Origin of the sequence: Rheinheimera sp. UJ63 (genome assembly GCF_021568285.1) — a bacterium.
Taxonomy (GTDB): domain Bacteria; phylum Pseudomonadota; class Gammaproteobacteria; order Enterobacterales; family Alteromonadaceae; genus Alishewanella; species Alishewanella maricola.
The window spans coordinates 396,021-420,767 of record NZ_JAKGTQ010000001.1; the positions used below are offsets into that span (position 1 = coordinate 396,021).

Below are 24,747 nucleotides of genomic sequence, written 5' to 3' on the forward strand. Positions count from 1 at the left end.
CTATTGATGCTGAACACCTCATCGCCACACAAATTATTTAAAGCAACTAAAGTGCCAAAACTGAAAAAAAATTTTATTGAATAAAATCATTACCCTAGAAAATGGTCACTGCAGCAAGCTGCCCACGACTGTACCAGAAGGGTGCAATCCTTTCGATAATTGCACTAAAATACAGCAAGATCGCTGCCCCTCTTTGCCTGTAAAACAATAAATTAGCTGCTAACCCGGCTGATCAAATGCTTGTTTTTTATAAACTTAGTGCTAGTTAACCCCCTCTGGAACATTCCTTGCAAAATGCTTTGGTACCCGCTTACCAGGTAGCCAAACCGCTATTGACCATGCAAGTTCATTACAGCCAGACCACAGAACAATTTCTATTAGCCGCCAAACAAGCTGAGCTAAGCACCTTGCAACAATTAAGCAGCAGCACTCAGGTGGTTACAGGGATCAGTGAACTGATCCATCAATTACAACGTGAACGTGGCATTAGCAACATTTATCTTGCCTCGCATTCTGAACATTACAGTAAAGAACGAACTGTTCAGCTCAAGCAAACTTTAATCAGTGAACAACAGCTGCGCGTGATCCTTAGCGAGCATTATTTGCCGGTGACTTTGCGCAGCGGTGCAAGCAGATTGATGCATGGTATCAGTCTCAGTTTACAAGGATTAGATAATTTAGTGGCGCTGCGCAGCCTGATCACTGAACAAAAGTTGACGCCCCTGCAGTGTACCGAAGCTTACTGTCGGTTAATCTCCAGCCTGTTAAACTTAGTTGCCGATGTAGCGGAAGGTGCTGGCGAGCCGCAGATGACCCGTTTATTAGTAGCATTATTTAATTTGATGCAAGCGAAAGAACATGCAGGGCAAGAACGGGCTTGGGGTGCCATGGGATTTGCTTCTGGCCAGTTTGACTCAAACATCTGTGAAAGATTACAGCAGCTTCAAACAACACAGGAGCAACAATTACACCTTGCGCAATCGCTAGTAGATATCCATTTAGAAAATTTATTTCAAACCGAACATGTGCAAGGCAAAACAGAATTTGTGCAGTTGCGTAAATTGATCCAACAACTCAGTGATGGCACCGCCGTCGCCCCTGTGTTGTGCGAAGTTTGGTTTGATATGGCCTCAGAACGCATAGACCAGCTTTACACGCTTGAACAACAGGTGTTAAAGCATCTCAACAGCCAAGCCCAACAAAAACTAGCGGAAGGTGAACAGGCGATGCAGCAACATCGTCAACAATTACGGGCCTTAAGTCAGCGCACCAGCAAGCCTGAGCATCCTAGCAGCTTGTTGTTCGATCCGTCGCAGCCAGGCCTGTTCGGCTCGAAACTGCAGCCTGCAATGGCGGCATTTACAAAAGAGGGAACCGATTTACATCGAACCTTTTATGATTTACTGCAAGAGCAGGCACAACATATTCAACAAATGCAGCAACAGTTGCAAGATGCAAAACAAGCGCTTATCGCTCAAAAACAGATTGATCGTGCCAAGCTACTGTTGATGCAGCAGTCGCAATTATCCGAGCAACAAGCTTATCGGCAGCTGCAGCAACTTGCCATGCATTCACAACAGTCGTTGGCCGTGGTCGCAGCCACGGTAATAGAAACGCATACTAGACATAAATAAACACCCTCGTCAGGAACGATGTGGAACAGCTGTAAGCTGGCCCGCAAGGGCGAGGCGCAGGACGCGCCGAGTAATCGAAGATGACGCCGGGGCGATAAAAGCAAAACGCCAGCACTAGGCTGGCGTTTTAACTATAATGGTGCCCAGAGGCGGACCACATCGTCGGGAACGATGTGGAACAGCTGTAAGCTGGCCCGCAAGGGCGAGGCGCAGGATGCGCCGAGTAATCGAAGATGACGCCTTGGGCTGAAAAAGAAAAAGCCTGTCGTATGACAGGCTTTCGCTATAATGGTGCCCAGAGGCGGAATCGAACCACCGACACGCGGATTTTCAATCCGCTGCTCTACCGACTGAGCTATCTGGGCAAAATAATGGTGCCGCTTATCCGAGTCGAACGGATGACCTACTGATTACAAGTCAGTTGCTCTACCAACTGAGCTAAAGCGGCAGCGACACTGTAAGATGTTACAACAATGACACCAAAATTCATGGTGCCCAGAGGCGGAATCGAACCACCGACACGCGGATTTTCAATCCGCTGCTCTACCGACTGAGCTATCTGGGCAATGCGGCGTATTAAACGGATTTTGCCGAGTTAAGTCAATAAATATTTTTGAAAAGCATACTGACAGCCTATAACTTGAACAAAAAGACCGTTTTCGAGTAATAAACACACTACGATAAGCTAAAAACAAACTGCTAATATTACTGCTTTTATGGGCAAAAACTTGTTAAGCTAGAAAACTGTAATTCCGGTTAATTTTGTTTCATTTAACGCTATGGAAGGTCAATGGAAAACACGCATTTTACTAAACAAATATTTTTTCGGTTGGCGATTGTTTTACTGATTTGCCTCGCCATTCAAACATGGTTGTTTGGCTGGTTTACCGCTTCTGCGCAGCGCAGCTCTGAACAACTGCAACGACTCACCGCTGAAAGTATGGTGCTGGCACAAAGCCTTAGTCTGGTGCCCACTGATGATAAGGTCTTACAACAGCAGTTATTTTTACAAGCACGCAATAATGATCCCAGCCGGGCGTTCTATTTGTACAGCGTGACAGCCAAAGGCATTGAGCTTGAATTAAATACGGAAAATTTACCTAATGTGGTGCCCTCACCCACCCTGTCAAATATGGCCATTCGCCAAGATGATTTATTAATTGTGCACCGCATTTTACCGGGGCAAACGAATAAAGTATTAGTGTCATTACAATTACTGCCGCCCCCCAATTATCAACCCGCTCTCTTTGCGTTATTTATCGGGTTAATCACGGGGTTATTGTTACTCGCTGGCATCAGTTATCACTTATCGCAATTTTTTCGCGAACGCCTGCTGCCTCTGGCATTAGGCACACGCAACGCCTTAGAGAAAGATCAGTTTGTACCCGGTTTTGACAGCCATGAAAACGATGTCTTTGGGCTGTTAGCAGAGCAAATCAATACGGTGTTTTATCGGCTACAACAAAGCACACAAGCCTTAAAAGCCTCAGAAGATAACATCAGCCAATTGAAGCGAGAAGTTGAGCATCGCATTAAAGAACGTACCGATGCTTTAGAAACAGCAAAATTAACGGCTGAAAAAGCCAATGAAGCCAAGTCGACTTTCTTAGCCACCATGAGCCATGAAATTCGTACCCCCATGAACGGCATTATCGGCACGATCGACTTGTTACGTAAAACGGAATTAAGTAACCCGCAATATCGCATGACTGATACGATCCGAGAATCCTCGTTTTCGTTATTACGGATCCTCGATGATATTTTGGATTTCTCTAAAATCGAAGCCGGCAAACTTGAGCTTGAAAATATCCCCGTGTCGCTGGTCGATATCATTGAAGCAGTGGGCCGCATCTTAGTCTCTGTGGCCTATCAGCGACAAATTGATTTAAAAATTTATATCGATCCGCGCATTCCCGATGGCTTAATGGGCGATCCTGTCCGCTTACGGCAAATTCTGTATAACTTGGCGGGTAACGCTATTAAATTTACAGAAACCACAACAGAGAAAACCGGAGTGGTGGTGGTCAGCGCTCGGTTATTAGAAGAGAACATGGATTTCAGCCAAATCCAATTGACGGTATCCGATAACGGCCGCGGCATGACACAGCGGCAAATTAGCTATGTTTTCCAGCCTTTTAACCAAGCAGAAGGTTCCATCACTCGGCGTTTTGGCGGTACAGGGTTAGGTTTATCTATTTGCCAATACCTCACCTCTTTGATGTATGGCGAAATAGATGCGAAGAGTGAACCGGGCAAAGGCTCTGAATTTCAAGTACGGCTGCCGATGCACCGCATTGAGAACGCTCGCTATCTGTCACAAAGCTTACTCAAAGATTTAGCTATTTGCCTGTTTAGCCAAGATAGCGACAATCAACATCACTTATCAGACTATCTGCTCTATTGCGGAGCCAACGTAGATATCGTGCTGAGCTTAGAGGCTCTGCATCTTCGTGCCGAAAATCAACGAGAAGATGCGAAAACCCAGACGGTTTGGGTGCTAGATGCGACCTATGAACAAATCTCGGCAAGCGAAATAACATATTTAGTCACGCATCCCAAATTAACAAGCGTGAAGTTTGTGATTATCACTAACCAAACTGAATTAGCCGACTTGCTGTTTGATAATGTGATTTACGTGCATGGTAGCCCGATTTGCCGCACACAAATCTTGGAAGCCGTACAAATTATCTGCGGCCTAAAGGCGCGACCTAAACAACTTATCCAACCGACTAACCAAGCTTCATTGCAAGCTCCTAGTATTGAAACCGCGCGAAAAAATCGTGAGCTGGTATTGTTAGCTGAAGATAATCACATGAACCAACGCGTCATCGTAGAGCAGTTAAGTGCTTTGGGCTATGCCGTGGAAGTCGCTGATGATGGCGCTATCGCTCTTGAGAAATGGCGTGAACATCATTACGCGCTGGTATTAACCGATTTGCATATGCCTAATCTCAGTGGCTATGATCTGACGAAAGCCATTCGGTTAGAAGATTTACACCGACAAGACGATAGCCAATTTACCCGTATTATTGCCATTACCGCTAATGCCATGAAAGGCGAAGAGCAAAAATGCCTGAGCGTGGGTATGGACGCTTATATCACCAAACCAATTGAATTGGTCACACTACAAAATGTCATGCAAAAATGGTTACCGCTAAAACAGAGTGCTAAAGAACCAGCACAAGATACTGTTGAGCAAAATACTCTCTCGCCGATTTGTTTTACCACTTTAGCCAATTGCTTGGGTAATGATCCGGTTAAACATGAAGAATATTTAAATTATTTTATTAGTGAAGCGACCCCTGTCATTGGTAAATTAACGCAATTACACACGAGTCAGCAGCGTCAGGGCATTCGTAGTGAAGCTCATCAATTAAAAGCTATGGCAAAGAGTGTGGGTGCTTTACAAGTGGCCAACAAAGCGTTGAGTTTAGAGAAGATTGCGGAAACAGCAGATTTAAGTACGGTAGCGGAAACGATTGAACAATTAACCGATCAGTTTCATAACGTGATCCATTATGTGAAACAGCGCTATTGATGCTAACAGGCGTCAGCATCAATATTATTCGCTAACAACACTTAATTGGCTGAAGTATCCAGCACAGGAAAGCTTTTAACCAACTGATCTAACGCCTGCATCTGCGCCAGATAAGGCTCGAGCTTAGCCAATGGCAAAGCACAAGGGCCATCGCATTTAGCCAAATTAGGCTCAGGGTGTGCTTCAATAAATAACCCAGCTAAGCCTAAAGCCATACCCGAGCGAGCCAGTTGTGCCGCTTGGGCGCGTCGGCCATCTGCAGAGTCTTCACGACCACCCGGTTTTTGTAAGGCATGGGTTGCATCAAAAATGACAGGCGCATACTGTTTCATTTCATCCATGCCAAGCATGTCGACAACCAGGTTATTGTAACCAAAGCTTGAGCCGCGCTCGCAGAGGATCACTTGCTCATTTCCAGCTTCGGCAAATTTCTTCAGAATATGGCGCATTTCATGCGGCGCTAAAAACTGCGGTTTTTTCACATTAATGACCGCGCCCGTTTTTGCCATCGCCACCACTAAATCGGTTTGCCGAGCTAAAAAAGCAGGCAATTGGATCACGTCGACAACTTCTGCAACCGGCGCTGCTTGATGCGGCTCATGCACGTCAGTAATCAGCGGCACGTTAAACGTACGTTTAATCTCTTCGAAAATGCGTAAACCTTCTTCTAAGCCTGGACCACGGTAAGAGTGCACAGAAGAACGATTCGCTTTATCAAACGATGCTTTAAACACATAAGGAATGCCCAATTTTGCACACACTTGAACGTAGTGTTCGGCGATACGCATGGCGAGATCGCGAGACTCTAATACATTCATGCCACCAAACAGCACAAAAGGTTTATCGTTGGCGACATCAATACCGGCAACATTAATCAGGTGATTTTGCATAACAGATCCGTCAGGTTAACTAATTAAAATGGAAGAAATATCGGCTGCTTGCTCAGGGCAACCCGGATCATTAAACCAAGCCAGCCCAGTGCACCTAAAAACGATAACCAACGAATGGCGACAGTGCGCCCTTTTAAAGCAGAAAAACCCAAAGCGATGTAAGCAAACAGTGCGATAACTTTTTCGGTCAGCCACGGATTAACAAAGGGATACTGGGCAATGGTGATCATTAACGCCGCCGCCGATAACAATAAAAAGGTATCAACCACATGGGGCGCTATTTTAAAGAATTTACGCTGCAACAGCGGCGAGTCTTTTAAACGCAAAGCAAAGCGAATAAATAGCAGTGATACACTTAACGCCACCATTAACAAATGAATATGCTTAAACGCCATATACATAACAAACAACCTCTTGTGAATATCAATAAATTAAAGTGGCGCTACGTTACCACTATCTGGATATTTTTGCAGTACGCCTTCAAGCTTCGATACAATCTGGTTAAAGGCTGCCACCATTTTAGGTTCAAACTGCCGATTGACTTGCGCATTAATCTCAGCGGTGACTTGCTGTAAAGTCCAAGCTTCTTTGTAACAGCGACGATGCCTTAACGCATCATAAACATCGGCCAATGCCGCAATACGCGCAAACACATGGATCTCTTCTGCCTTTTTACCATCAGGGTAGCCCGTACCATCCCAACGCTCATGATGTTCACGTGCGATGATTGCGCCTGCCTGAATAATAGAACGCTTCGAATCTTTTAGTATGTTAAAACCGATGTTGGTGTGCTGTTTCATTACAGACCATTGCTCAGCGGTGAGTTTGTCCGGTTTATTTAAAATTTCATCAGGGATCCCCGCTTTACCAACATCATGCAGCGGCGCAGCATACATCAGTAATTCGGCATCCTCTTTGGCTAAACCATAGGCAATGGCTAACTCGTAACAAATAAAAGCAATGCGCCGTACGTGATTGCCGGTTTCCACCGAGCGCTGCTCAACCGCCTCACTTAACCGATAAACAATTTCACGCTGTGTATCTTCAACTTCGTGCTGTAATTGCACGTTTTCATAAGCAATTTGTACATTTTGTGCGAATAACTGCACCAACTTTTGTTGGTTTTCGCTCATCGGGCCGGGTAAACCAGATATATATAACAAAGACCCATGGGTAAATTTACTGCTGCAATACGCAACCAAATAATTATCACGATACACAATGGCTTTGGAACTTAACGCTTGCTCAAAGGCATCGAGTAAGGGTTTCTCAAGTACCTCTTGAATAGGTCGCCCTTCTTTTTGCTCAAATTCGCCTTGCCCAGCAAACACCACCAGCTCGCGTGGATCACTAGTGCGCACATTACCAGCAACTAAAGAAGAACTGACCAATAAAGCGTCTTGATCACAGCCAAGCACCGAGGTCAGTTGTTGCAACACACCATCAATAAATTGTTCCATCGAATGTGAAGAAAACAAATCGACGGAGGCATCCATGATTTTCGCCAAGCCTTGTCGGCTCTGTTCGATGGAAATAATATCGCGGTAAGAGCGTAAGCTTGACATCATTACGGTAAATAACTTTTGCGCCGTCAACTCAGTTTTTGATTTGTAATCGTTGATATCATAATCCACTATTACCTGCCGCTCCGGCGCTTGCCCTGGCTGACCGGTACGTAAAATAATCCGCACAAATTGATTATTTAACTGCTCCCGAATATAACGCGCGACTTGTAAACCGGCATCATCGGTTTCCATCACGACATCGAGCAATACAATGGCAATATCGTGTTGTTCAGACATGATTTGCTGTGCTTCTGCGCCAGAATAGGCGCTGATAAATAATAATTTCTTTTGTTGAAAACTGAAGTCACTCAGTGCAAGACGTGTTACCACATGCACTTCAGACTCATCATCCACGATCAATACTTTCCAAGTGCCATTGGATACTGTGACTTCTAACTGTGGTTCATCTGCAAACAAAAATTGCTCAGACATCTCGGTGGCTCCCTCCAAAAAACTTATATGGTTATAAGCTGCTTTTCGTTACACGTCAAAAAATTTGTCACCATCCGCCTTGGGGGTTGTGCCTGATGATGGGGGCGTGCAAACAAAAAAGCTAAAGCACCTAATCGTGAAGAAAGCAGAGGGAGCTAATTAAGCTTTAAAGGATAGAAACAGCGCGAATGCTCTGCTAACCGGCAGCTAATTAAGTTGTCCGCCACTGATGCGCCAATGACCACCGTAGTCTTTCACCGAGCTCACTTGCTCAAAACCCGCCGCAACTAACATCTGTCTTACCAGCGGCGCTTGTTCAAAGCCATGCTCAAGCCACAACCAACCGCCTTGGGTCAGATGCTGGGGAGCATTAGTGATGATATGTTGCAAATCGGCATAGCCCTGCTCGGCAGCAACCAAAGCGCTTAAAGGCTCATAGCGTAAGGCACAAAGATGCGGATCTTCAGCTTCAATATAAGGGGGGTTACTGACGATTAACTGATATTGCTGTGCAGCAAGCTGACTAAACCAACGGCTTTGTTGCACTTGCACTTGAGGTAACTTTAAAGTAGCCGCATTACGCTGTGCTAAGGCGACGGCCTCTGGCTGAAGGTCAACCGCCGTGATCTGCCAAGTCGGGCGCTCACTCGCCAACGCTAAGGCAATAGCGCCAGTGCCAGTGCCTAAATCGAGTACTCTTGCATCAGCAGCTAAGGGCAGCGTTAAAACATGTTCTACCAACACTTCGGTATCAGGTCGAGGGATCAACGTACTGGGCGCTACAGCCAACTCTAAACCAAAAAAATGCCAGTAACCAAAAATATAGGCTAAGGGCTCACCCGCTACACGCCGCTTTAACATGCGCTCGAGCTCTTGCAGTTCAGTGGCACTTAACAGACGTTCTGGATAAGTATATAAAAAACTGCTGCTGCAGTTTAATACCCGACAGAGCAACAGCCGGGCTTCGTGTAGCGGGTTATCAGAACAGCTTTGCAGCAACGCGGCGCTATGCTGCAACCAAGGCTGCAGCTGCATTAACGGTTTTCATCCGCTAACGCGGCTAATAAGTCAGCTTGATGCTCTTGCTTCAATGGCTCAATCACCAAGGCTAATTCACCTTCCATTACTTCGTTTAAGCGATAAATGGTTAAGTTAATTCGATGATCGGTTAAGCGGCCTTGTGGAAAGTTGTACGTGCGAATACGTTCTGAACGATCGCCACTGCCCACTAATGAACGGCGAGTGTCTTGCTCTGCTAAACGGCGCTTTTCATCTTCGGCCGCTTGAATACGTGATTGCAGCACGCTCATCGCACGGGCACGGTTTTTATGCTGCGAACGCTCATCCTGACACTCCACCACGATACCCGTTGGTAAGTGAGTGATCCGAATAGCGGAGTCAGTTCGGTTAACGTGCTGTCCACCGGCGCCAGAAGCGCGGTAGGTATCCACCTTTAAATCAGCCGGATTGATTTCAATGGCTTCACTTTCTGGGATCTCCGGCATGATGGCCACAGTACAAGCGGAAGTATGCACCCGACCTTGCGATTCGGTTGCGGGTACGCGCTGCACACGATGGCCACCCGATTCAAATTTCAAGGTACCAAAGGCGCCCTCACCTTGAATATGTGCGATAACTTCTTTAAAACCACCGTGCTCACCATCACTGGCACTGACCACTTCTAAGCGCCAGCGTTGTTTTTCAGCAAAACGGCTGTACATTCGAAACACATCACCGGCAAAAATGGCGGCTTCATCGCCACCGGCACCGGCGCGAATTTCTAAAAAGCAGCTATTGCTGTCGTTAGGATCTTTGGGCAGTAACAAAATTTGCAGTTCAGTATCAAGCGCTTCAATGCTGGCACGAGCAGATTTATACTCTTCTTGCGCCATTTCCCGCATGTCAGGATCGGGATCTTTTTGCATTTCTTCAGCCATTTGCAAATCGTCTTGCGCCTGACAATAGCTACGAAAGGCTTTGTTAAGATCTTCTAACTGACTAAATTCTTTTGATAACTCACGAAAACGTTTTTGATCGCTAATAACGCCTGCGTCACTTAGCAACGCTTGCACTTCTTCGTAGCGTTCTACTAAGGCTTCGAGCTTACGATATACCGACTCTTTCATTTTAACCTGTTAACCTGATTATAAATCGACTAAGACCTTAACCAACTCGGACGCGTCCGGTTGCTCGGATTGTAATAATTGACGTATGGCTTGCGTTGGGCTGTGCATTAAACGATTACTCAGTTTATTGGCCATCTCTTGCAGCACTTTTTCGGGATCTTGCCCTGCGGCCAACTGGTTTTGTGCTCGGACAAGCAATTCTTGTTTCACTTGTTCGCAACGCTGCCGATAATCACGCAGCCAATCGGCTTTATCCTGTAAAAGTAACCATTGCTGAAACTCGTTAGCGCCCGTTTCGATCATCACCCCCGCTTGTGCAGCGGCATGTTGTCGATGGTTTAAATTTTGCGCCACAATGCTTTGTAAATCATCTACGGTGTAAAGGTAAGCATCTTCTAACTCAGACACCTGCTGCTCAATATCTCGCGGCACAGCTAAATCGACCAAGAACATCGGTTTATGCTTACGCTGCCGTAACGCCTGCTCAACCATCCCCTTGCCCACAATAGGTAAGGTACTGGCCGTTGAGGAAATCACAATATCGGCTTCAGCTAAACGAGATGGCACCTGCGCTAAGGTTAACACTTGGGCATTAAATTGCTTAGCCAGGTTTTCGGCTCGCTCATAGGTGCGGTTCGCCACGCTTAATTTAGTTGCGCCCTGCTCAGACAAATGCCGCGCAACCAGTTCAATGGTTTCACCTGCGCCAATCAAAAGTACCCGCACATTATCTAATTTGCCAAAAATCTGCTTTGCCAACGTAACGGCAGCAAAAGCAACCGATACCGCATTAGCGCCAATCTCTGTTTCGGTGCGCACGTCTTTAGCAACAGCAAAAGTCTTTTGAAAAAGCCGCTCGAATAATGGCTGGATCGTACCCGCTTGGCGCGATTGATTATAAGACTGCTTCACCTGCCCAAAAATTTGCGGCTCACCCAACACCAAAGAATCTAACCCTGCCGCCACGCGCATTAAATGCTGCACCGCTTGCTGATCTTGAAATAAGTAAAGGTGTGGTTGTAAATCCGGTAACGACAATTGATGAAACTGCGCTAACCACTGCACCACTTGCTCGGCTTGTTCAGCACCACCGCTAAAATACAGCTCGGTACGATTACAGGTAGACAAAATCACTGCATCGACCAACTGCAGTTTCGCTGCCAATTGTTGCAAGGCCTCAGGCACCTGTTCGGGTGCAAAAGCCAGCTTTTCGCGCAGCGCAACGGGAGCTGTTTTGTGATTTATGCCTAGTGCAAAAATAGCCATCACCTGTATCATGGTTTCTGTAGGGGGCGAATTGTACGAAAAAGCCCAGGTTAATAAAAGCAAAAGCAAAGGACTTTAGTGTGTCATTACCGAATAGCCGATGGAGTATGTTAGTTTTTGTGGCTTTATTAAGCGCTTGTAGCCTAAAACCCAAGGTGCCACCCGTCGAGCCCGTGATGAACGCCGCGGCGCGACAACAACAATTAAACGCCATGCAAAGTTTTACCGTACAAGCATCGATGGGCATTAAAGCGCCGAATGAATCGATCAGTGGTAATTTGCGTTGGCAGCAGATTAATGCCAACGATTTTCAAGCTCGGCTGGCTAATATGCTCGGTATCAGTTTATTTGAACTGACCCAGCAAACAGACTTTTCAGAATTACTGGTTAAAGGCGAACGTTATCAGGCGGCAGATGCCAGCAGTTTGTTGTGGCAATTAGCCGGTTGGTCTATTCCGCTGCATGATATGCCGTTATGGCTGCGCGGCTTACCTGGCGCCAGTGCCACCGAGTTGCAATATGACGCTGCTGGACGCTTAACCCGCTTTACGTTACAAGATAGCACCGGTATTCGCTGGCAATTAACGTATCGCAGCTTTTTTGCCGATGCGCTGTCGTTACCCAAGCAACTAGAATTAAGCAGCGATGATACACACATTCGCTTAGTGATCCGGAGCTGGCAACCATGAGTTTTTCGTTACCGGCAGTGGCCAAACTGAATTTATTTTTGCATATCACAGGCCGTCGCGCTGACGGTTACCATAATCTGCAAACGCTGTTTCAGATGCTTGATTATGGTGACCGCTTACATTTCAAAGCAGACAATAGCGGTGAAATAACGCTAAGTTGTAGCGATCCTTCACTTAACGGTAGCGATAACTTAATTTATCGTGCGGCTCAACTGCTGAAACCCTTTGCGCCCGCTGCAGCGGGCTGTCAGCTTTATTTAGAAAAAAACTTACCCATGGGTGGCGGCTTAGGCGGCGGCTCGTCTGATGCAGCAACGACCCTGCATGGTTTAAATAAGTTATGGCAATTAGGTCTGTCTACCCAGCACCTTGCCGAACTGGGTTTACGCTTAGGCGCAGATGTCCCGGTTTTTGTGCATGGCACTACCGCCTTTGCTGAGGGGGTTGGCGAGCGCTTACAAGCTGTCGAATTACCCGAAAAAATTTATCTCGTGGTGACACCTCATTGTCATATTAGTACGGCGGCTATTTTCAGCCACCCGCAATTAAAACGTGATACGCCTACCATGGTTTTGGCTGATTTAATGCAACGCAATTGGCAAAATGATTGCCAGCCTTTGGTCGAACAGCTGTATCCGATTGTTGCAATGACCTTACAGTGGTTGTTAGAATACGCCCCGTGTCGAATGACGGGTACTGGTGCAAGTGTGTTCGCCGAATTCCCGGACGCGGCCAGTGCTCAACATGCCCTAGCGAATTTGCCCGCATCATGCCAAGGCTTTATCGCAAGAGGGGTCAACCAGTCGCCATTATGGGCTGCGCTGACAGATACCGACTCTAACAGCTGATGTCACTAAACGTTAGGTATTACTGAATAAGTTGCTAACACGATCATTACGTTATACGTTGCAGGCAACGCAGCCTGATGACAGTGTGCATGGACGTTACACGCCAACGTAATAATATGTCGGTTTAACAACAAACTGGGTACGCTTAACCTTTGTGACGTTATAATGATTAAACCGGACTCACCACTGCCCTGAGGATCCTACCGTGCCCGACATGAAGGTTTTCGCTGGTAACGCCATACCAGATCTTGCCAACAAAATCGCCAGCCGTCTTTACATCAAACTGGGAGACGCCTCTGTTGGTCGCTTCAGTGATGGCGAAGTCAGTGTGCAAATCAACGAAAATGTACGCGGTTCAGACGTCTTTATTATCCAATCTACTTGTGCACCCACTAACGATAACTTGATGGAACTGATCGTGATGGTTGATGCATTACGTCGTGCCTCTGCCGGACGGATCACTGCCGTGATGCCTTACTTCGGTTATGCGCGTCAAGATCGCCGTGTACGTTCAGCTCGGGTTCCTATCACCGCTAAAGTGGTTGCTGATTTTCTGTCTAGCGTCGGTGTTGACCGTGTGCTGACGGTTGACTTACACGCTGAGCAAATTCAAGGTTTCTTTGATGTGCCGGTGGATAACGTTTTTGCCAGTCCGGTTTTACTGGATGACATGCGCAAGAAAAATCTGCAATCACCCATCGTGGTATCACCAGATATCGGTGGTGTAGTCAGAGCGCGTGCCGTGGCTAAACTGTTAAATGACGCTGATTTAGCGATTATCGACAAGCGCCGTCCGCGCGCTAACGTGTCGCAAGTGATGCATATTATTGGTGATGTACGTGATCGTGATTGTATTATCGTTGACGATATGATTGATACGGGCGGTACACTGTGTAAAGCAGCCGAAGCCTTAAAAGAGCAAGGTGCGAAACGTGTCTTTGCTTACGCTACGCATGCTGTCTTCTCGGGTAATGCGCCAGAAATCATCAGTAATTCCGTTATTGATGAACTCATTATTACCGATACCGTGCCATTATCCGCTGCGATGAAAGCCATTCCAAAAGTACGTCAGCTAACCTTAAGTGATTTATTGGCCGAATGTATTCGTCGTATTAGCAACGAAGAGTCGATTTCTTCGATGTTCGATTAAGCAGACGATTTCGATCATAAAGGCGCTTTAGGGCGCCTTTTGGTTTTTTTAAGCCTAATACGCCATGCTAAAAAGCCACTGAGCGTTTTATCCTTAGACGCTGAAAAATGATAAACAGCATATCAGATAGCGACACAGCCACAATGCCGCCAATTTGCATTTGCAGCTAACGGGGGCTGGTGGTAATATGTCGCGCCTTTTGTCACGCTACAAAAGGCAACAGGTTTCGGCTGGTCGCAAGCCGGGACAAATACTAATTATTGGAGTACATCATGTCTGATGCAATTTTTACATTAACCGCAGAAGTCCGTTCTGACCTGGGGAAAGGTGCGAGCCGCCGCCTACGTCACGAAGACAAAGTTCCAGCTATCATTTACGGTGGCAGCGTAGCCGCTCAATCAATCACTTTAGAGCACTCTAAACTGTTGAAAGCGCAAAGCGTTGAAGCCTTCTACTCTCACATCCTGACTATCAACGTCGCGGGTGAAGAAGTAAAAGCCATCGTTAAAGCCATGCAACGTCACCCGTTCAAGCCAAAAATCTTACACGTTGACTTCCAACGCGTAGAAGCTGGCCACGAGTTACACACTATTGTTCCTATCCACTTCATCAATGAAGAAGCCGGTGCGAAGAAAGGTGGTGTAGTTGTTCATGGTATGAACGAAGTTGAAATTGCCTGTTTACCACAGGATCTGCCAGAGTTCATCGAAGTAGATTTAAGCGATGTTGCAGTAGGCGTAACCTTACACTTAACTGACATCAAAGCACCTAAAGGTGTTACTTTTGTTCAGTTAACTAAAGGCGAAGGTCATGACCTGCCTGTAGTATCTGTAAACAAACCAGCTGGTAAAGCTGAAGAAGAAACACCTGCTGAGTAATGTCTGACGCTGTTCAGCCAAAGCTTCAGCTAATCGTGGGCCTGGGTAATCCAGGCCCCGAATATCAATATACCCGTCATAATGCGGGCGTGTGGTTCGTTGAGCAACTGGCTCGGACCTATCATGCGACCTTAAAACCCGAAGCTAAATTTTTCGGGCACACTGGCAAATTCATGCTTGCCGGCCAAGAATTCAAATTACTTATTCCATCGACCTATATGAACTTAAGCGGCAAAGCCGTTTTGGCCATGGCACAGTTTTATAAACTGTCACCAGAGCACATTCTGGTAGTACATGATGAGCTGGCGTTACCGCCCGGCACAGCCAAATTTAAGTTTGCCGGTGGACATGCGGGCCATAACGGTCTGCGCGATATCACAAGTAAGTTGGGTAATAACCCCAATTTTTATCGCTTGCGGCTTGGCATCGGCCATCCGGGGCACAAAGATCAGGTAACTGGTTTTGTTCTGGGTAAAGCGCCAAGCAGTGAACAATCACTGATTAATAGCTGCATCGATGAATCGGTTGCCTGTTTCGACCTGTTAGCTCGCGATGGCTTGGTAAAAGCTCAGCACCGATTACACAGCTTTCAGGCTAGCTAAAATTTCGGAACACTCCCGTCGCTAATAGCACATTAAAGGATACACTCATGGGTTTCAAATGTGGCATCGTCGGTTTACCTAATGTTGGTAAATCCACCTTATTTAATGCTTTAACCAAAGCAGGCATCGAAGCCGCCAACTTTCCGTTCTGTACTATCGAACCGAATACCGGCGTGGTGCCAGTACCCGATTTACGCTTAGATAAACTGGCTGAAATCGTTAAACCGCAACGCGTATTACCCACGACCATGGAGTTTGTGGATATCGCAGGTTTAGTCAAGGGCGCTTCCCGTGGTGAAGGTTTAGGTAATAAATTTTTAGCAAACATCCGCGAAACTGACGCTATTGGTCATGTTGTACGGTGTTTCGACGATGAAAACATTATTCACGTTGCCGGTAAAATTGATCCGGCCGATGACATTGAAACCATTAACATGGAATTAGTGCTATCTGATATGGACAGCGCTGATCGCGCCATTTTCCGTGTTCAAAAGAAAGCAAAAGGCGGCGATAAAGACGCTAAAGCAGAAATCCAGGTTTTAGAAAAAGTGAAGGCGCATTTAGAACAGGGCCATACCCTGCGCCAGCTTGAGTTAGAAAAAGAAGAAAAGGCGCTGATTGCCTACATGAACTTTTTAACGATCAAGCCTACCATGTATATTGCTAACGTGATGGAAGATGGTTTCGAGAATAACCCTTACTTAGATATCGTTACTGCGATCGCTGAGAAAGAAGGTGCCATCGTGGTACCGGTATGCGCCGCTATCGAATCGGAAATTGCGGAGTTAGACGAAGAAGAGCGCAATGAGTTTATGGCCGACATGGGCTTAGAAGAGCCAGGCTTAAACCGGGTGATCCGTGGTGGTTACTCTTTGCTTAGCTTACATACTTATTTTACTGCCGGCGTTAAAGAAGTACGGGCTTGGACTGTCGCAATTGGTGCCACTGCGCCACAAGCCGCTGGCGTGATCCACACTGACTTTGAAAAAGGCTTTATCCGCGCTGAAGTGGTCGCTTATGACGACTTCGTACAATACAACGGTGAAGCGGGCGCGAAAGAAGCCGGTAAATGGCGTCTTGAAGGTAAAGACTACATTGTAAAAGATGGCGATGTTATGCATTTCCGTTTTAACGTTTAAGCCTCGCGGTTAAACGCTCGATACCAAGCCGGACCTCGTGTCCGGCTTTTTGTTGTTGATAATTCTCGGGGACTATCCCATACTTAAATTTACTGTTTAGTTTTTGCTCGCTCTGAACATAAATTCGGCAAATACACTGCAACTGGTATAATATCGAAAAAAAACGGTTGACGCTCATAAGTGAGATCAGCATAATACGCGCCACTTGCTTAGGACAAGTTATAGTGGCTACATAGCTCAGCTGGTTAGAGCACAGCACTCATAATGCTGGGGTCGCAGGTTCGATTCCCGCTGTAGCCACCACTTCCTACTCTACTGTTGTATGCGGGAATGGCGGAATTGGTAGACGCACTGGATTTAGGTTCCAGCGCCGCGAGGCGTGAGAGTTCGAGTCTCTCTTTCCGCACCATAATAGGGTGCAAGTAAGTAAAAAGTTGTTGTAGGGGCGTAGCCAAGCGGTAAGGCAGTGGGTTTTGATCCCGCCATGCGTTGGTTCGAATCCAGCCGCCCCTGCCATTAACTCTTTATCATCCCAGTAGGGGCGTAGCCAAGCGGTAAGGCAGCGGGTTTTGATCCCGCCATGCGTTGGTTCGAATCCAGCCGCCCCTGCCATTATTCAGAAAACCCGACCTCGTGTCGGGTTTTCGGTTTTCTAATCGTCAATCAAATACAACGCTTTAGCTACAGCACGTCTCATCCAGCGGTTTACGCTGCGTCTTATATCCTTTTAACTTCAAGCAAACTTGATCGCCAAGCGATACGACTAAAACCCGAAGATGCGGTAGCATTTTCGAAACAGCAGCACGGATACTGCTTGCTACCTGACTACATAAATTTACTAAAAATGCTCACTAATAAGCAGATGTAGGACGAAGTGGTAAACGCAGAGTACACTTTGAACGAGGGCGTGTTTTTCATGGATGAAAAACAGGAGCCCCCATGGATGGGTTTACGGCGTCCCTCGTTAAAGTTGTACGACGCGTTTAACCACTGGATGCATTAATATCAAACCTGCTCACACTCAATTCTAGATACAATCTAAAAAAGCAACATGCAGCAAATTGCTCGGCATACCAAGCCGCAGAATTACCAACCTCAAACCTATATAACAGAGTAACAGCAGAAGCAGACAAGACTTAAGGATTAATCAAAACACCCCATTACCCACAGCGTACTTTGTTAGCAAGCGTTTAGCGGGCCCCGCGTTAGCGGCCAGCCGAAGCCCCTGCTGGCGAATAAAGCTCAGCGTATCCGAATCACGGCTGAAGGTTTGATAAATCGCATCCATCGCGCTCATCATCAAGGTATTTTGCAGCTTACGCTGCCGCTGATACTGCTTTAAACTGGCATTATCGGCCAGATCGCGACCGGCTTGTTGATTCTCAATTAACGTATCAGCCAATAACATCGCATCGGCAAAACCGAGGTTTACCCCCTGCCCCGCCAACGGATTAATAGTATGGGCCGCATCACCGGCTAACACGCAGCGCCCTTTAACGTAATGCTGCGCATGCATCCGTGCCAAAGGAAACCACGCTGAAGCTTTCAGCTTAACCGCGCCTAACTCTGCCGGAAAGGCGGTTATAAACGCTTGCTCTAGCGCCGCTGGCGTAAGCTGTGCTAGCTGTTTTACCTTGGCCGCTTCGTCATACCAAACCAAAGACGCGCGTGCACCAGGTAAAGGTAAAAATGCCCGTGGGCCACTGGGGTAAAACTGCTGCCACGTTATATCCTGTTGCGGATAAGGCGTATCAACATAGGCCACTAAACACGCTTGTTGATATTGCCAACCCTGAGTACCAATGCCGGCAAATTGCCGCACCACAGAATTTGCACCGTCGGCACCAATGAGTAATGCGCCCGATAGCTGCTGCCCATCTGCCAATGTGACCTGCACCGCTGTATCGTTTTCTTGTACCGCGCTGATCTGCGTATCGGTGATCACCGTCACGTGACGGTTAAATTGTTGCCATAACGCCAGCTGTACCAAGTTATTCTCAACAATATGCCCTAAATGGTCCTCTGCAATGTCTGCAGAAGCAAAACGCACCGAGGCTTTCGCTTCGCCTGCTTGTAAATACTGATAAGGACACAGCCGCATAGCGGCTAACGCTTGCCAAGCCCCTAATTGCTGCAACCAACGCTCTGAGCGTAAATTTAATGACGACACGCGTAAATCGATCTCGCTTTGTGCGTCGAATGGCGCTGGGGCATGCTTTTCAATTAAACTGACCGTCAGCCCGGCCTGACTTAAAGCCAACGCCAGCGCGGCACCGACCATGCCACCACCACTGATAATGATATCTGTATTCTGCATCTGTGTTGCCTTGTACCGCTGCCTAAAAACGGCAGGTAATTTAGTGCGAATTTTGCTAAGGTTAACAACAAATTTCCGGTAGGCAACCTGCGCTTAGAAAATAACCGGAAAAAACATTGACGAGTGCCGAAAAATGCGGCATTTTGCGCGCCCCTTTGTACGGTGGCTCGAACTTGTTGGCTTAGTTTGGTAACGATTGAATTGGAGATGGCGGATGCGAAATGTAACTGTTGCTGCAACCCAAATGCAGGGTGGCTGGAATGTGGAAGAAAATATTGCTCGAGCAGATAAGCTGGTGCGTGAAGCGGCCGCCCAAGGCGCGCAAATAATCCTGATCCAAGAGCTGTTTGAACGTAACTACTTTTGCCAGAAGCAAAAGCCTGACTACTTAGCATTTGCAGTCCCCGTTGCTGAAAATGCCGCGGTAAAACACTTTGCCAAGGTGGCTAAAGAGCTGGCGGTCGTGTTACCGATCAGCATTTATGAACGTGCCGGTAACTGCTTATACAACACCGTGGTGATGTTAGACGCCGATGGCAGCAATATGGGCATTTATCGTAAAAGTCATATTCCTGATGGTCCAGGCTACAGCGAAAAGTACTATTTCACGCCAGGCGATACCGGTTTTAAAGTGTGGGATACCCAATATGCCAAAGTTGGCGTCGGTATTTGTTGGGATCAATGGTTCCCTGAATGCGCGCGTAGCATGGCATTAATGGGCGCAGAACTGATTTTCTACCCCACCGCTATCGGTAGCGAACCGCATGATGCCACTATCAGCTCACGTGATCACTGGCAACGTACGCAACAAGGCCATGCCGCTGCTAACTTAACACCGGTTATCGTATCTAACCGTATCGGTACTGAAACCGAAGGCGATTTCTCTATTACGTTCTATGGCAGCTCTTTTATTGCTGACCATACCGGTGCCAAGGTGAAAGAAGCCAATGAAACCGAAGAAACGGTACTCGTGCATACCTTTGATTTAGACGAAGTGGCGGCAACGCGTCGCGCTTGGGGTGTTTTCCGTGATCGCCGCATTGATATCTACGATGCGTTACTGACCAAAGATGGCAAAATCAATCCGGAGAACAGCAAGTGAGCCGGACCTTAACCAGTACACCACAGCAAGATGGCTTTGGTATGCCGCCTGAATGGGCACCGCATAAACAAACCTGGATGGTCTGGCCCGAGCGTACCGACAGCTGGCGTTTAGGCGCTAAACCGGCGCAGGCTGCTTTTGTTACTGTAATCAAAGCCATTGCCGGGTTTGAACCGGTCAGCGTTGGCGTGTCTGCTGCCCAATATGCCAATGCCTATGCGCAATTAAGCCAAGCAGAAACTAAATACCCGATCCGTGTGTTGGAAATTTCTAATAATGACGCTTGGTGTCGTGATACCGGCCCCACCTTTGTCACCAATGGCCAAGGTGAAGTGCGTGGCGTCGATTGGACCTTCAACGCTTGGGGTGGTTTAAATGGCGGTTTGTACTTCCCTTGGGATCGCGATGATCAAGTCGCCAGTAAGATTTTAGGTATCGAGCAACTGCCCCGCTATCGCACCGAAGGCTTTGTGTTAGAAGGCGGTGCAATCCATGTTGATGGTGAAGGCACGCTACTGACTACCGCAGAGTGCTTACTGAATGCTAACCGTAACGCACATTTAAGCCGTGAGCAGATTGAACAGCAATTAGCAGAACATCTGAATATTAGTAAGGTGTTATGGCTTGAAGACGGCATCTTTAATGATGAAACCGATGGCCATGTGGATAATATGGCCTGTTTTGTTAAGCCGGGTGAAGTGCTGTTAGCTTGGACAGATGATCAGTCTGATCCACAGTATGCTCGTAGCAAAGCCGCACTAGACTATCTAGAAGCCAGTACCGATGCCAAAGGCCGCAAAATCAAGGTGCATAAACTGCCCGTGCCAGCGCCTATCATGGCCAAAGCCGAGGAATATGCGTCAGTTGATCAGTCGATGGCCGCCATTCCACGTGAAGCCAATGCCCGTTTAGCCGGCTCTTACATCAATTTTTATTTATGTAATGGCGGTTTGATCCTGCCAACCTTTGATGATCCCAATGATCAGGTTGCCGCAGCAATATTGCAGACACTTTTCCCTCTGCACAAAGTGGTGACGGTACCCGGCAGAGAAATTCTGCTCGGTGGCGGCAATATCCACTGTATTACTCAGCAGCAACCGGCCGGTTAATGACCGCGTTGGCGAAAAGGTGTTGCCGTTAAGCCAAACAAAGGGGTGCTAATCATCACCCCTTAGCTTTTACAGCAAAGCGCTGTACTTATTGCTAAACGCTTTACCTTACTCAGCAAGGAACCTCAGCCATGGCCAAAGCCTGTGCCCTACATATTTTAGTGAAAACCCGCGAACAAGCCGAGAAGTTAAAAAGACAGCTGGATAAAGGTGCTGACTTTAGCAAACTGGCCAAGCAACATTCGTTATGCCCATCTGGTAAAAAAGGCGGCGACTTGGGTGAGTTTCGTAAAGGGCAAATGGTCAAACCCTTTAATGATGCGGTCTTTAAAGGGCCGGTATTAGCAATATTAGGCCCGGTCAAAACCCAATTTGGTTTTCATTTAATTAAAACCCTGTATCGCGATTAAACCCAAAGGCTCAGGCTTTGCCAAGGAGTAACCATGCAATTAATACCGGCCACTCGCACACATCTGCCAGAGTTAATGAGCTGGTTTAATAGCGAAGCCGAATTAATCAACTGGGCGGGCCCGGGTTTTCGTTTTCCTTTTAATGCTGAGAGCTTTGCGCAAGATCTTAAGTTAGAAAGCCTGGCGTCTTGCCTGTTACAAGCTGACGATGGCCAAATATTGGGGTTCGGCCAATATTCCTTGCAACACGGTCATGCGCATCTGAGCCGGTTGGTGATTCACCCACGGTTTCGTGGCTATGGTTTTATTCAGATTTTACTTGGGAAATTACAATGGCAAGCCGGCTTAACACTCAACACCGCGAGCGCGTCGCTGTTTGTATTTCGCAGCAACGCTGCTGCGATCCGAGCTTATCAACAGGCCGGTTTTGTAGAGCAGTTACATCCGCAAGGCGAGTTACATCCGCTTTGCAGCTATATGGTTCGCCCTGCTAACGCCGTAGCGTCTTAAACCCAGTTTAGTGGCTCAGTTTAAGCTTTACCCAACGCTTTGGCTCTTAATTTCGCTTTAACCTTACCCGCCGATGGCCGTTTAGCGCCATCTTGCCGCCCTTGGCGCTGACCAGGCTTACCCGGTAAATGATCAGCCGGCGGCACAAAACTGGGGTCGTGTTCATAGCCTGGCAACACTTTCGCTGGCAGCACTTGTTGTGTCAGTTTTTCAATTTCTTGCAAAGCCCCACGCTCTTCTGGGCCAATCAAGGTAATGGCTTCGCCACTTAAACCGGCGCGGCCAGTACGCCCGATGCGATGCACATAATCTTCCGCAATTTGTGGTAAATCATAATTCACCACATAAGGTAGCTCGTTAATATCTAAACCGCGCGCAGCAATATCGGTCGCTACCAGAACACGTACCTTACCTTGCTTAAAATCATCTAAGGCTCGCTGTCTGGCACCTTGCGCTTTATCACCGTGGATAGCCGCAGTGTTTAAACCGTCTTTTTGTAACTGCTTTGCCAGTCGATCTGCACCATGTTTCGTGCGCACAAAAATCAAAACTTGCTGCCAATTACGCGCACCAATCAGGTGTGAAATCATTTCGCGCTTGCGATGCCGATCAACTAAATACACTTGTTGCGCCACCCGATCCGCGGTGGCATTCGCCGTAGCCACTTCAATTTGGATGGGATTGTTTAACAGCTCATCTGCCAGCTGTTTAATGTCTTTAGAATAGGTTGCCGAAAATAGCAGGGTTTGTCGTTTAGCCGGTAGCTTAGCCATAATGCGTTTGATGTCGACCACAAAGCCCATATCCAACATGCGATCAGCTTCGTCTAACACCAGCACTTCTAGCTCGCTCAGATCGACTGTTTCTTGATGTAAATGATCAATCAAACGCCCTGGTGTTGCGACCAGAATATCCAGGCCACGTTCAGCTTCATCATATTGCGGCCGAATCGACACCCCGCCATAGAACACGGCACTGCGACAGCTTAAATACCGGCTGTAGGTTTGCACACTTTCGAACACTTGCTGTGCCAATTCACGGGTGGGTGTTAATACCAACACGCGCACTTGCGCGGGGCGTAAGACCTTAGGTGCATTGAGAAGCTGTTGCAGCAGTGGTAAGGTAAATGCCGCTGTTTTCCCGGTGCCGGTTTGGGCGCCCGCGAGCACATCTTTACCTTGTAAAATCGGTGGAATACTTTCTTGCTGTACCGGTGTTGGGCTAGCATAGCCCTGTTCAGCTAAAGCGCGTAAAATAGGCTCAGCCAGAGCCAGAGATTGAAACACCATGTGTAATTCCAGAAATCAAAACAGCTAACATCTAAATGATGTGTGAGTATAGCAGATGAGCGCTTTACAAGATATTGCCACACCCAGCCCAGCTTGGGTGTTGTATATGGTACGCACTGCGGCTGGACAGCTGTATACGGGTATCACCGTTGATCCGAAGCGACGCCTGCGTCAACACGCCGGTGAAATTAAAGGGGGCGCCAAAGCGCTGCGCGGTAAAGGCCCCTTAACACTGGTTTATCAACGTTGCTATCCGGATCGCGCCAGTGCCAGTCAGGCAGAATACCAGTTAAAACAGCTGAGCAAAGCTGAAAAAGAGCAGTTAATTAGCGAGCAATAATGGATAATTTTTATTTAGTTTTAGCCTATCTGGTCATCGGCTTTTTATTACGGCGCCAACCCGCCATGCCGCAAAATAGCGGTATTGTACTGAATATTTACGTGCTGTACGTGGCGTTGCCGGCGTTGATCCTGAAAAATATAAAGTTATTAGAATTCTCGTTTTCACTGCTCATCCCAGCCATCACGCCCTGGTTGCTTTTACTTGTTGTGGTGGCACTGGTGCTACTGCTCAGTAAATTCTTTAACTGGTCGCGTGAAGTGACAGGCGCGTTGTTAATCATTCTGCCGCTGGGTAATACTTCGTTCTTAGGCTTTCCGATGACCGAAGCCTTATTTGGCAGCGTCGCCATGCCCTATGCGGTGGTCTATGATCAAATTGGCTCTTTTATTGCGCTAGCAACCTATGTCACCATCGTTGCGGCCATCTACAGCCCAACGATGAACAAGCCTAACGCGAAAGCCATCATCTGGAAAATCATTAGTTTTCCCTCGTTTATAGCTCTGATGGTAGGGTTACTGATCCGTGATATGACCCTGCCACCACTGGCCATTACTTTAGTTGATAATTTGGCCGCGACGCTGGTGCCGGTAGTGATGATAGCGGTAGGTTTTCAGTTGAGTTTTCGTTTTAACAAAGATGAGATCGTGCCGTTACTCAGTGCCTTAATGATTAAGTTAGCCGTGATGCCACTGAGCGCATGGTTAATTTGGCGGGCGCTGGGGCAAGAGGGGTTGGCGGTGACCATCAGTATTTTTCAAGCGGCAATGCCGCCGATGATCTCGGCCGGTGCTATTGCCATTATGGCCGGTTTAGCGCCTAGGTTGGTAAGTGGCGTTATCGGTTTTGGTATTCTCTTTGGTCTGGTAAGCTTACCTATAGTCTTTTGGCTATTACAATAATTCGAGGAAGA

At 47.3% G+C, this 24,747-nt stretch carries 22 protein-coding genes and 7 tRNA genes; 18 read left to right on the top strand and 11 right to left on the bottom strand.

Annotated features, from left to right (window positions below; genetic code table 11):
• Positions 1 to 287 precede the first annotated feature (287 nt).
• Positions 288 to 1,634: a nitrate- and nitrite sensing domain-containing protein gene (locus tag L1N97_RS01790; RefSeq protein ID WP_236128656.1), complete on the top strand. Its 1,347-nt coding sequence runs from the start codon at positions 288 to 290 to the stop codon at positions 1,632 to 1,634.
• Between the two features lie 289 nt (positions 1,635 to 1,923).
• Here L1N97_RS01790 and L1N97_RS01795 read toward each other — a convergent pair.
• From L1N97_RS01795 to L1N97_RS01805, 3 genes are all read right to left on the bottom strand, one after another.
• Positions 1,924 to 1,999: transfer RNA gene (locus tag L1N97_RS01795), tRNA-Phe, on the bottom strand.
• Positions 2,000 to 2,006: 7 nt separating this feature from the next.
• Positions 2,007 to 2,082, bottom strand: a tRNA-Thr gene (locus tag L1N97_RS01800).
• Positions 2,083 to 2,123: 41 nt separating this feature from the next.
• A tRNA-Phe gene (locus L1N97_RS01805) sits at positions 2,124 to 2,199 on the bottom strand.
• 225 nt (positions 2,200 to 2,424) lie between these two features.
• Between L1N97_RS01805 and L1N97_RS01810 the strand changes: the two genes are divergently transcribed.
• Positions 2,425 to 5,172, top strand: coding sequence for a hybrid sensor histidine kinase/response regulator (locus L1N97_RS01810; protein ID WP_236128657.1), 2,748 nt, complete (start codon positions 2,425 to 2,427; stop codon positions 5,170 to 5,172).
• Between the two features lie 41 nt (positions 5,173 to 5,213).
• Here L1N97_RS01810 and kdsA read toward each other — a convergent pair whose 3' ends face one another.
• The 6 genes from kdsA to hemA all read right to left on the bottom strand — a co-directional run bounded on the left by kdsA (position 5,214) and on the right by hemA (position 11,451).
• Complete coding sequence (kdsA, locus tag L1N97_RS01815; protein WP_226749697.1) at positions 5,214 to 6,062, bottom strand: 3-deoxy-8-phosphooctulonate synthase; 849 nt, start codon at positions 6,060 to 6,062, stop codon at positions 5,214 to 5,216.
• A 23-nt stretch (positions 6,063 to 6,085) separates the two neighbouring features.
• Positions 6,086 to 6,463 (bottom strand): SirB2 family protein, encoded by a 378-nt coding sequence (locus L1N97_RS01820; RefSeq protein WP_226749696.1) that lies wholly within the window; start codon positions 6,461 to 6,463, stop codon positions 6,086 to 6,088.
• Between the two features lie 30 nt (positions 6,464 to 6,493).
• The gene (locus L1N97_RS01825) at positions 6,494 to 8,059 is read right to left on the bottom strand and encodes a DUF3369 domain-containing protein (protein WP_236128658.1); all 1,566 of its coding nucleotides are present in this window, start codon (positions 8,057 to 8,059) and stop codon (positions 6,494 to 6,496) included.
• A 207-nt stretch (positions 8,060 to 8,266) separates the two neighbouring features.
• The gene (gene prmC / locus L1N97_RS01830; protein ID WP_236128659.1) at positions 8,267 to 9,094 is read right to left on the bottom strand and encodes a peptide chain release factor N(5)-glutamine methyltransferase; all 828 of its coding nucleotides are present in this window, start codon (positions 9,092 to 9,094) and stop codon (positions 8,267 to 8,269) included.
• Positions 9,094 to 10,185, bottom strand: coding sequence for a peptide chain release factor 1 (gene prfA, locus L1N97_RS01835; RefSeq protein ID WP_236128660.1), 1,092 nt, complete (start codon positions 10,183 to 10,185; stop codon positions 9,094 to 9,096). Before prfA ends, prmC begins: the two co-directional genes overlap by 1 nt.
• An 18-nt stretch (positions 10,186 to 10,203) precedes the next feature.
• A complete protein-coding gene (gene hemA / locus L1N97_RS01840) occupies positions 10,204 to 11,451 on the bottom strand; it encodes a glutamyl-tRNA reductase (protein ID WP_236128661.1) in 1,248 nt (415 codons plus the stop codon).
• A gap of 80 nt (positions 11,452 to 11,531) precedes the next feature.
• On the opposite strand from hemA, the gene lolB reads away from it, so the two are divergent.
• The 10 genes from lolB to L1N97_RS01890 all read left to right on the top strand — a co-directional run bounded on the left by lolB (position 11,532) and on the right by L1N97_RS01890 (position 17,369).
• The gene (gene lolB / locus L1N97_RS01845) at positions 11,532 to 12,140 is read left to right on the top strand and encodes a lipoprotein insertase outer membrane protein LolB (RefSeq protein ID WP_236128662.1); all 609 of its coding nucleotides are present in this window, start codon (positions 11,532 to 11,534) and stop codon (positions 12,138 to 12,140) included.
• Entirely contained in the window at positions 12,137 to 12,988 is an 852-nt protein-coding gene (gene ispE / locus L1N97_RS01850) for a 4-(cytidine 5'-diphospho)-2-C-methyl-D-erythritol kinase (RefSeq protein ID WP_236128663.1), read from the top strand. Before lolB ends, ispE begins: the two co-directional genes overlap by 4 nt.
• Before the next feature lie 214 nt (positions 12,989 to 13,202).
• Positions 13,203 to 14,138: a ribose-phosphate pyrophosphokinase gene (locus L1N97_RS01855; RefSeq protein ID WP_236128664.1), complete on the top strand. Its 936-nt coding sequence runs from the start codon at positions 13,203 to 13,205 to the stop codon at positions 14,136 to 14,138.
• Between the two features lie 272 nt (positions 14,139 to 14,410).
• A complete protein-coding gene (locus L1N97_RS01860) occupies positions 14,411 to 15,016 on the top strand; it encodes a 50S ribosomal protein L25/general stress protein Ctc (RefSeq protein WP_226749688.1) in 606 nt (201 codons plus the stop codon).
• Positions 15,016 to 15,618 (top strand): aminoacyl-tRNA hydrolase, encoded by a 603-nt coding sequence (pth, locus tag L1N97_RS01865; protein WP_229585453.1) that lies wholly within the window; start codon positions 15,016 to 15,018, stop codon positions 15,616 to 15,618. The genes L1N97_RS01860 and pth overlap by 1 nt, the downstream gene beginning before the upstream one ends.
• 47 nt (positions 15,619 to 15,665) lie before the next feature.
• Entirely contained in the window at positions 15,666 to 16,757 is a 1,092-nt protein-coding gene (ychF, locus tag L1N97_RS01870) for a redox-regulated ATPase YchF (protein ID WP_229585452.1), read from the top strand.
• 226 nt (positions 16,758 to 16,983) lie between these two features.
• Positions 16,984 to 17,060 (top strand) — tRNA-Met (locus L1N97_RS01875).
• Positions 17,061 to 17,081: 21 nt separating this feature from the next.
• Positions 17,082 to 17,166: transfer RNA gene (locus tag L1N97_RS01880), tRNA-Leu, on the top strand.
• A 32-nt stretch (positions 17,167 to 17,198) separates the two neighbouring features.
• A tRNA-Gln gene (locus L1N97_RS01885) sits at positions 17,199 to 17,273 on the top strand.
• Between the two features lie 21 nt (positions 17,274 to 17,294).
• Positions 17,295 to 17,369: transfer RNA gene (locus L1N97_RS01890), tRNA-Gln, on the top strand.
• Between the two features lie 535 nt (positions 17,370 to 17,904).
• On the opposite strand, the gene L1N97_RS01895 is transcribed toward L1N97_RS01890, so the two are convergent.
• Entirely contained in the window at positions 17,905 to 19,074 is a 1,170-nt protein-coding gene (locus tag L1N97_RS01895; RefSeq protein WP_236128665.1) for an FAD-dependent monooxygenase, read from the bottom strand.
• Between the two features lie 214 nt (positions 19,075 to 19,288).
• On the opposite strand from L1N97_RS01895, the gene aguB reads away from it, so the two are divergent.
• The 4 genes from aguB to L1N97_RS01915 all read left to right on the top strand — a co-directional run bounded on the left by aguB (position 19,289) and on the right by L1N97_RS01915 (position 22,205).
• Complete coding sequence (gene aguB / locus L1N97_RS01900) at positions 19,289 to 20,176, top strand: N-carbamoylputrescine amidase (protein ID WP_226749684.1); 888 nt, start codon at positions 19,289 to 19,291, stop codon at positions 20,174 to 20,176.
• Positions 20,173 to 21,285, top strand: a complete 1,113-nt coding sequence (aguA, locus tag L1N97_RS01905) for an agmatine deiminase (protein WP_236128666.1) — start codon at positions 20,173 to 20,175, stop codon at positions 21,283 to 21,285. Before aguB ends, aguA begins: the two co-directional genes overlap by 4 nt.
• A 131-nt stretch (positions 21,286 to 21,416) precedes the next feature.
• On the top strand, positions 21,417 to 21,695 hold the full coding sequence (locus L1N97_RS01910) for a peptidylprolyl isomerase (protein WP_236128667.1): 279 nt from the start codon (positions 21,417 to 21,419) through the stop codon (positions 21,693 to 21,695).
• Between the two features lie 33 nt (positions 21,696 to 21,728).
• Entirely contained in the window at positions 21,729 to 22,205 is a 477-nt protein-coding gene (locus tag L1N97_RS01915) for a GNAT family N-acetyltransferase (protein ID WP_236128668.1), read from the top strand.
• 20 nt (positions 22,206 to 22,225) lie between these two features.
• Here L1N97_RS01915 and L1N97_RS01920 read toward each other — a convergent pair whose 3' ends face one another.
• Positions 22,226 to 23,494 (bottom strand): DEAD/DEAH box helicase, encoded by a 1,269-nt coding sequence (locus L1N97_RS01920; RefSeq protein WP_236128669.1) that lies wholly within the window; start codon positions 23,492 to 23,494, stop codon positions 22,226 to 22,228.
• A 55-nt stretch (positions 23,495 to 23,549) separates the two neighbouring features.
• On the opposite strand from L1N97_RS01920, the gene L1N97_RS01925 reads away from it, so the two are divergent.
• Both L1N97_RS01925 and L1N97_RS01930 read left to right on the top strand, forming a co-directional pair.
• Positions 23,550 to 23,834: a GIY-YIG nuclease family protein gene (locus L1N97_RS01925; protein ID WP_229585446.1), complete on the top strand. Its 285-nt coding sequence runs from the start codon at positions 23,550 to 23,552 to the stop codon at positions 23,832 to 23,834.
• Positions 23,834 to 24,736 (top strand): AEC family transporter, encoded by a 903-nt coding sequence (locus tag L1N97_RS01930; protein WP_229585445.1) that lies wholly within the window; start codon positions 23,834 to 23,836, stop codon positions 24,734 to 24,736. Before L1N97_RS01925 ends, L1N97_RS01930 begins: the two co-directional genes overlap by 1 nt.
• Positions 24,737 to 24,747 lie beyond the last annotated feature (11 nt).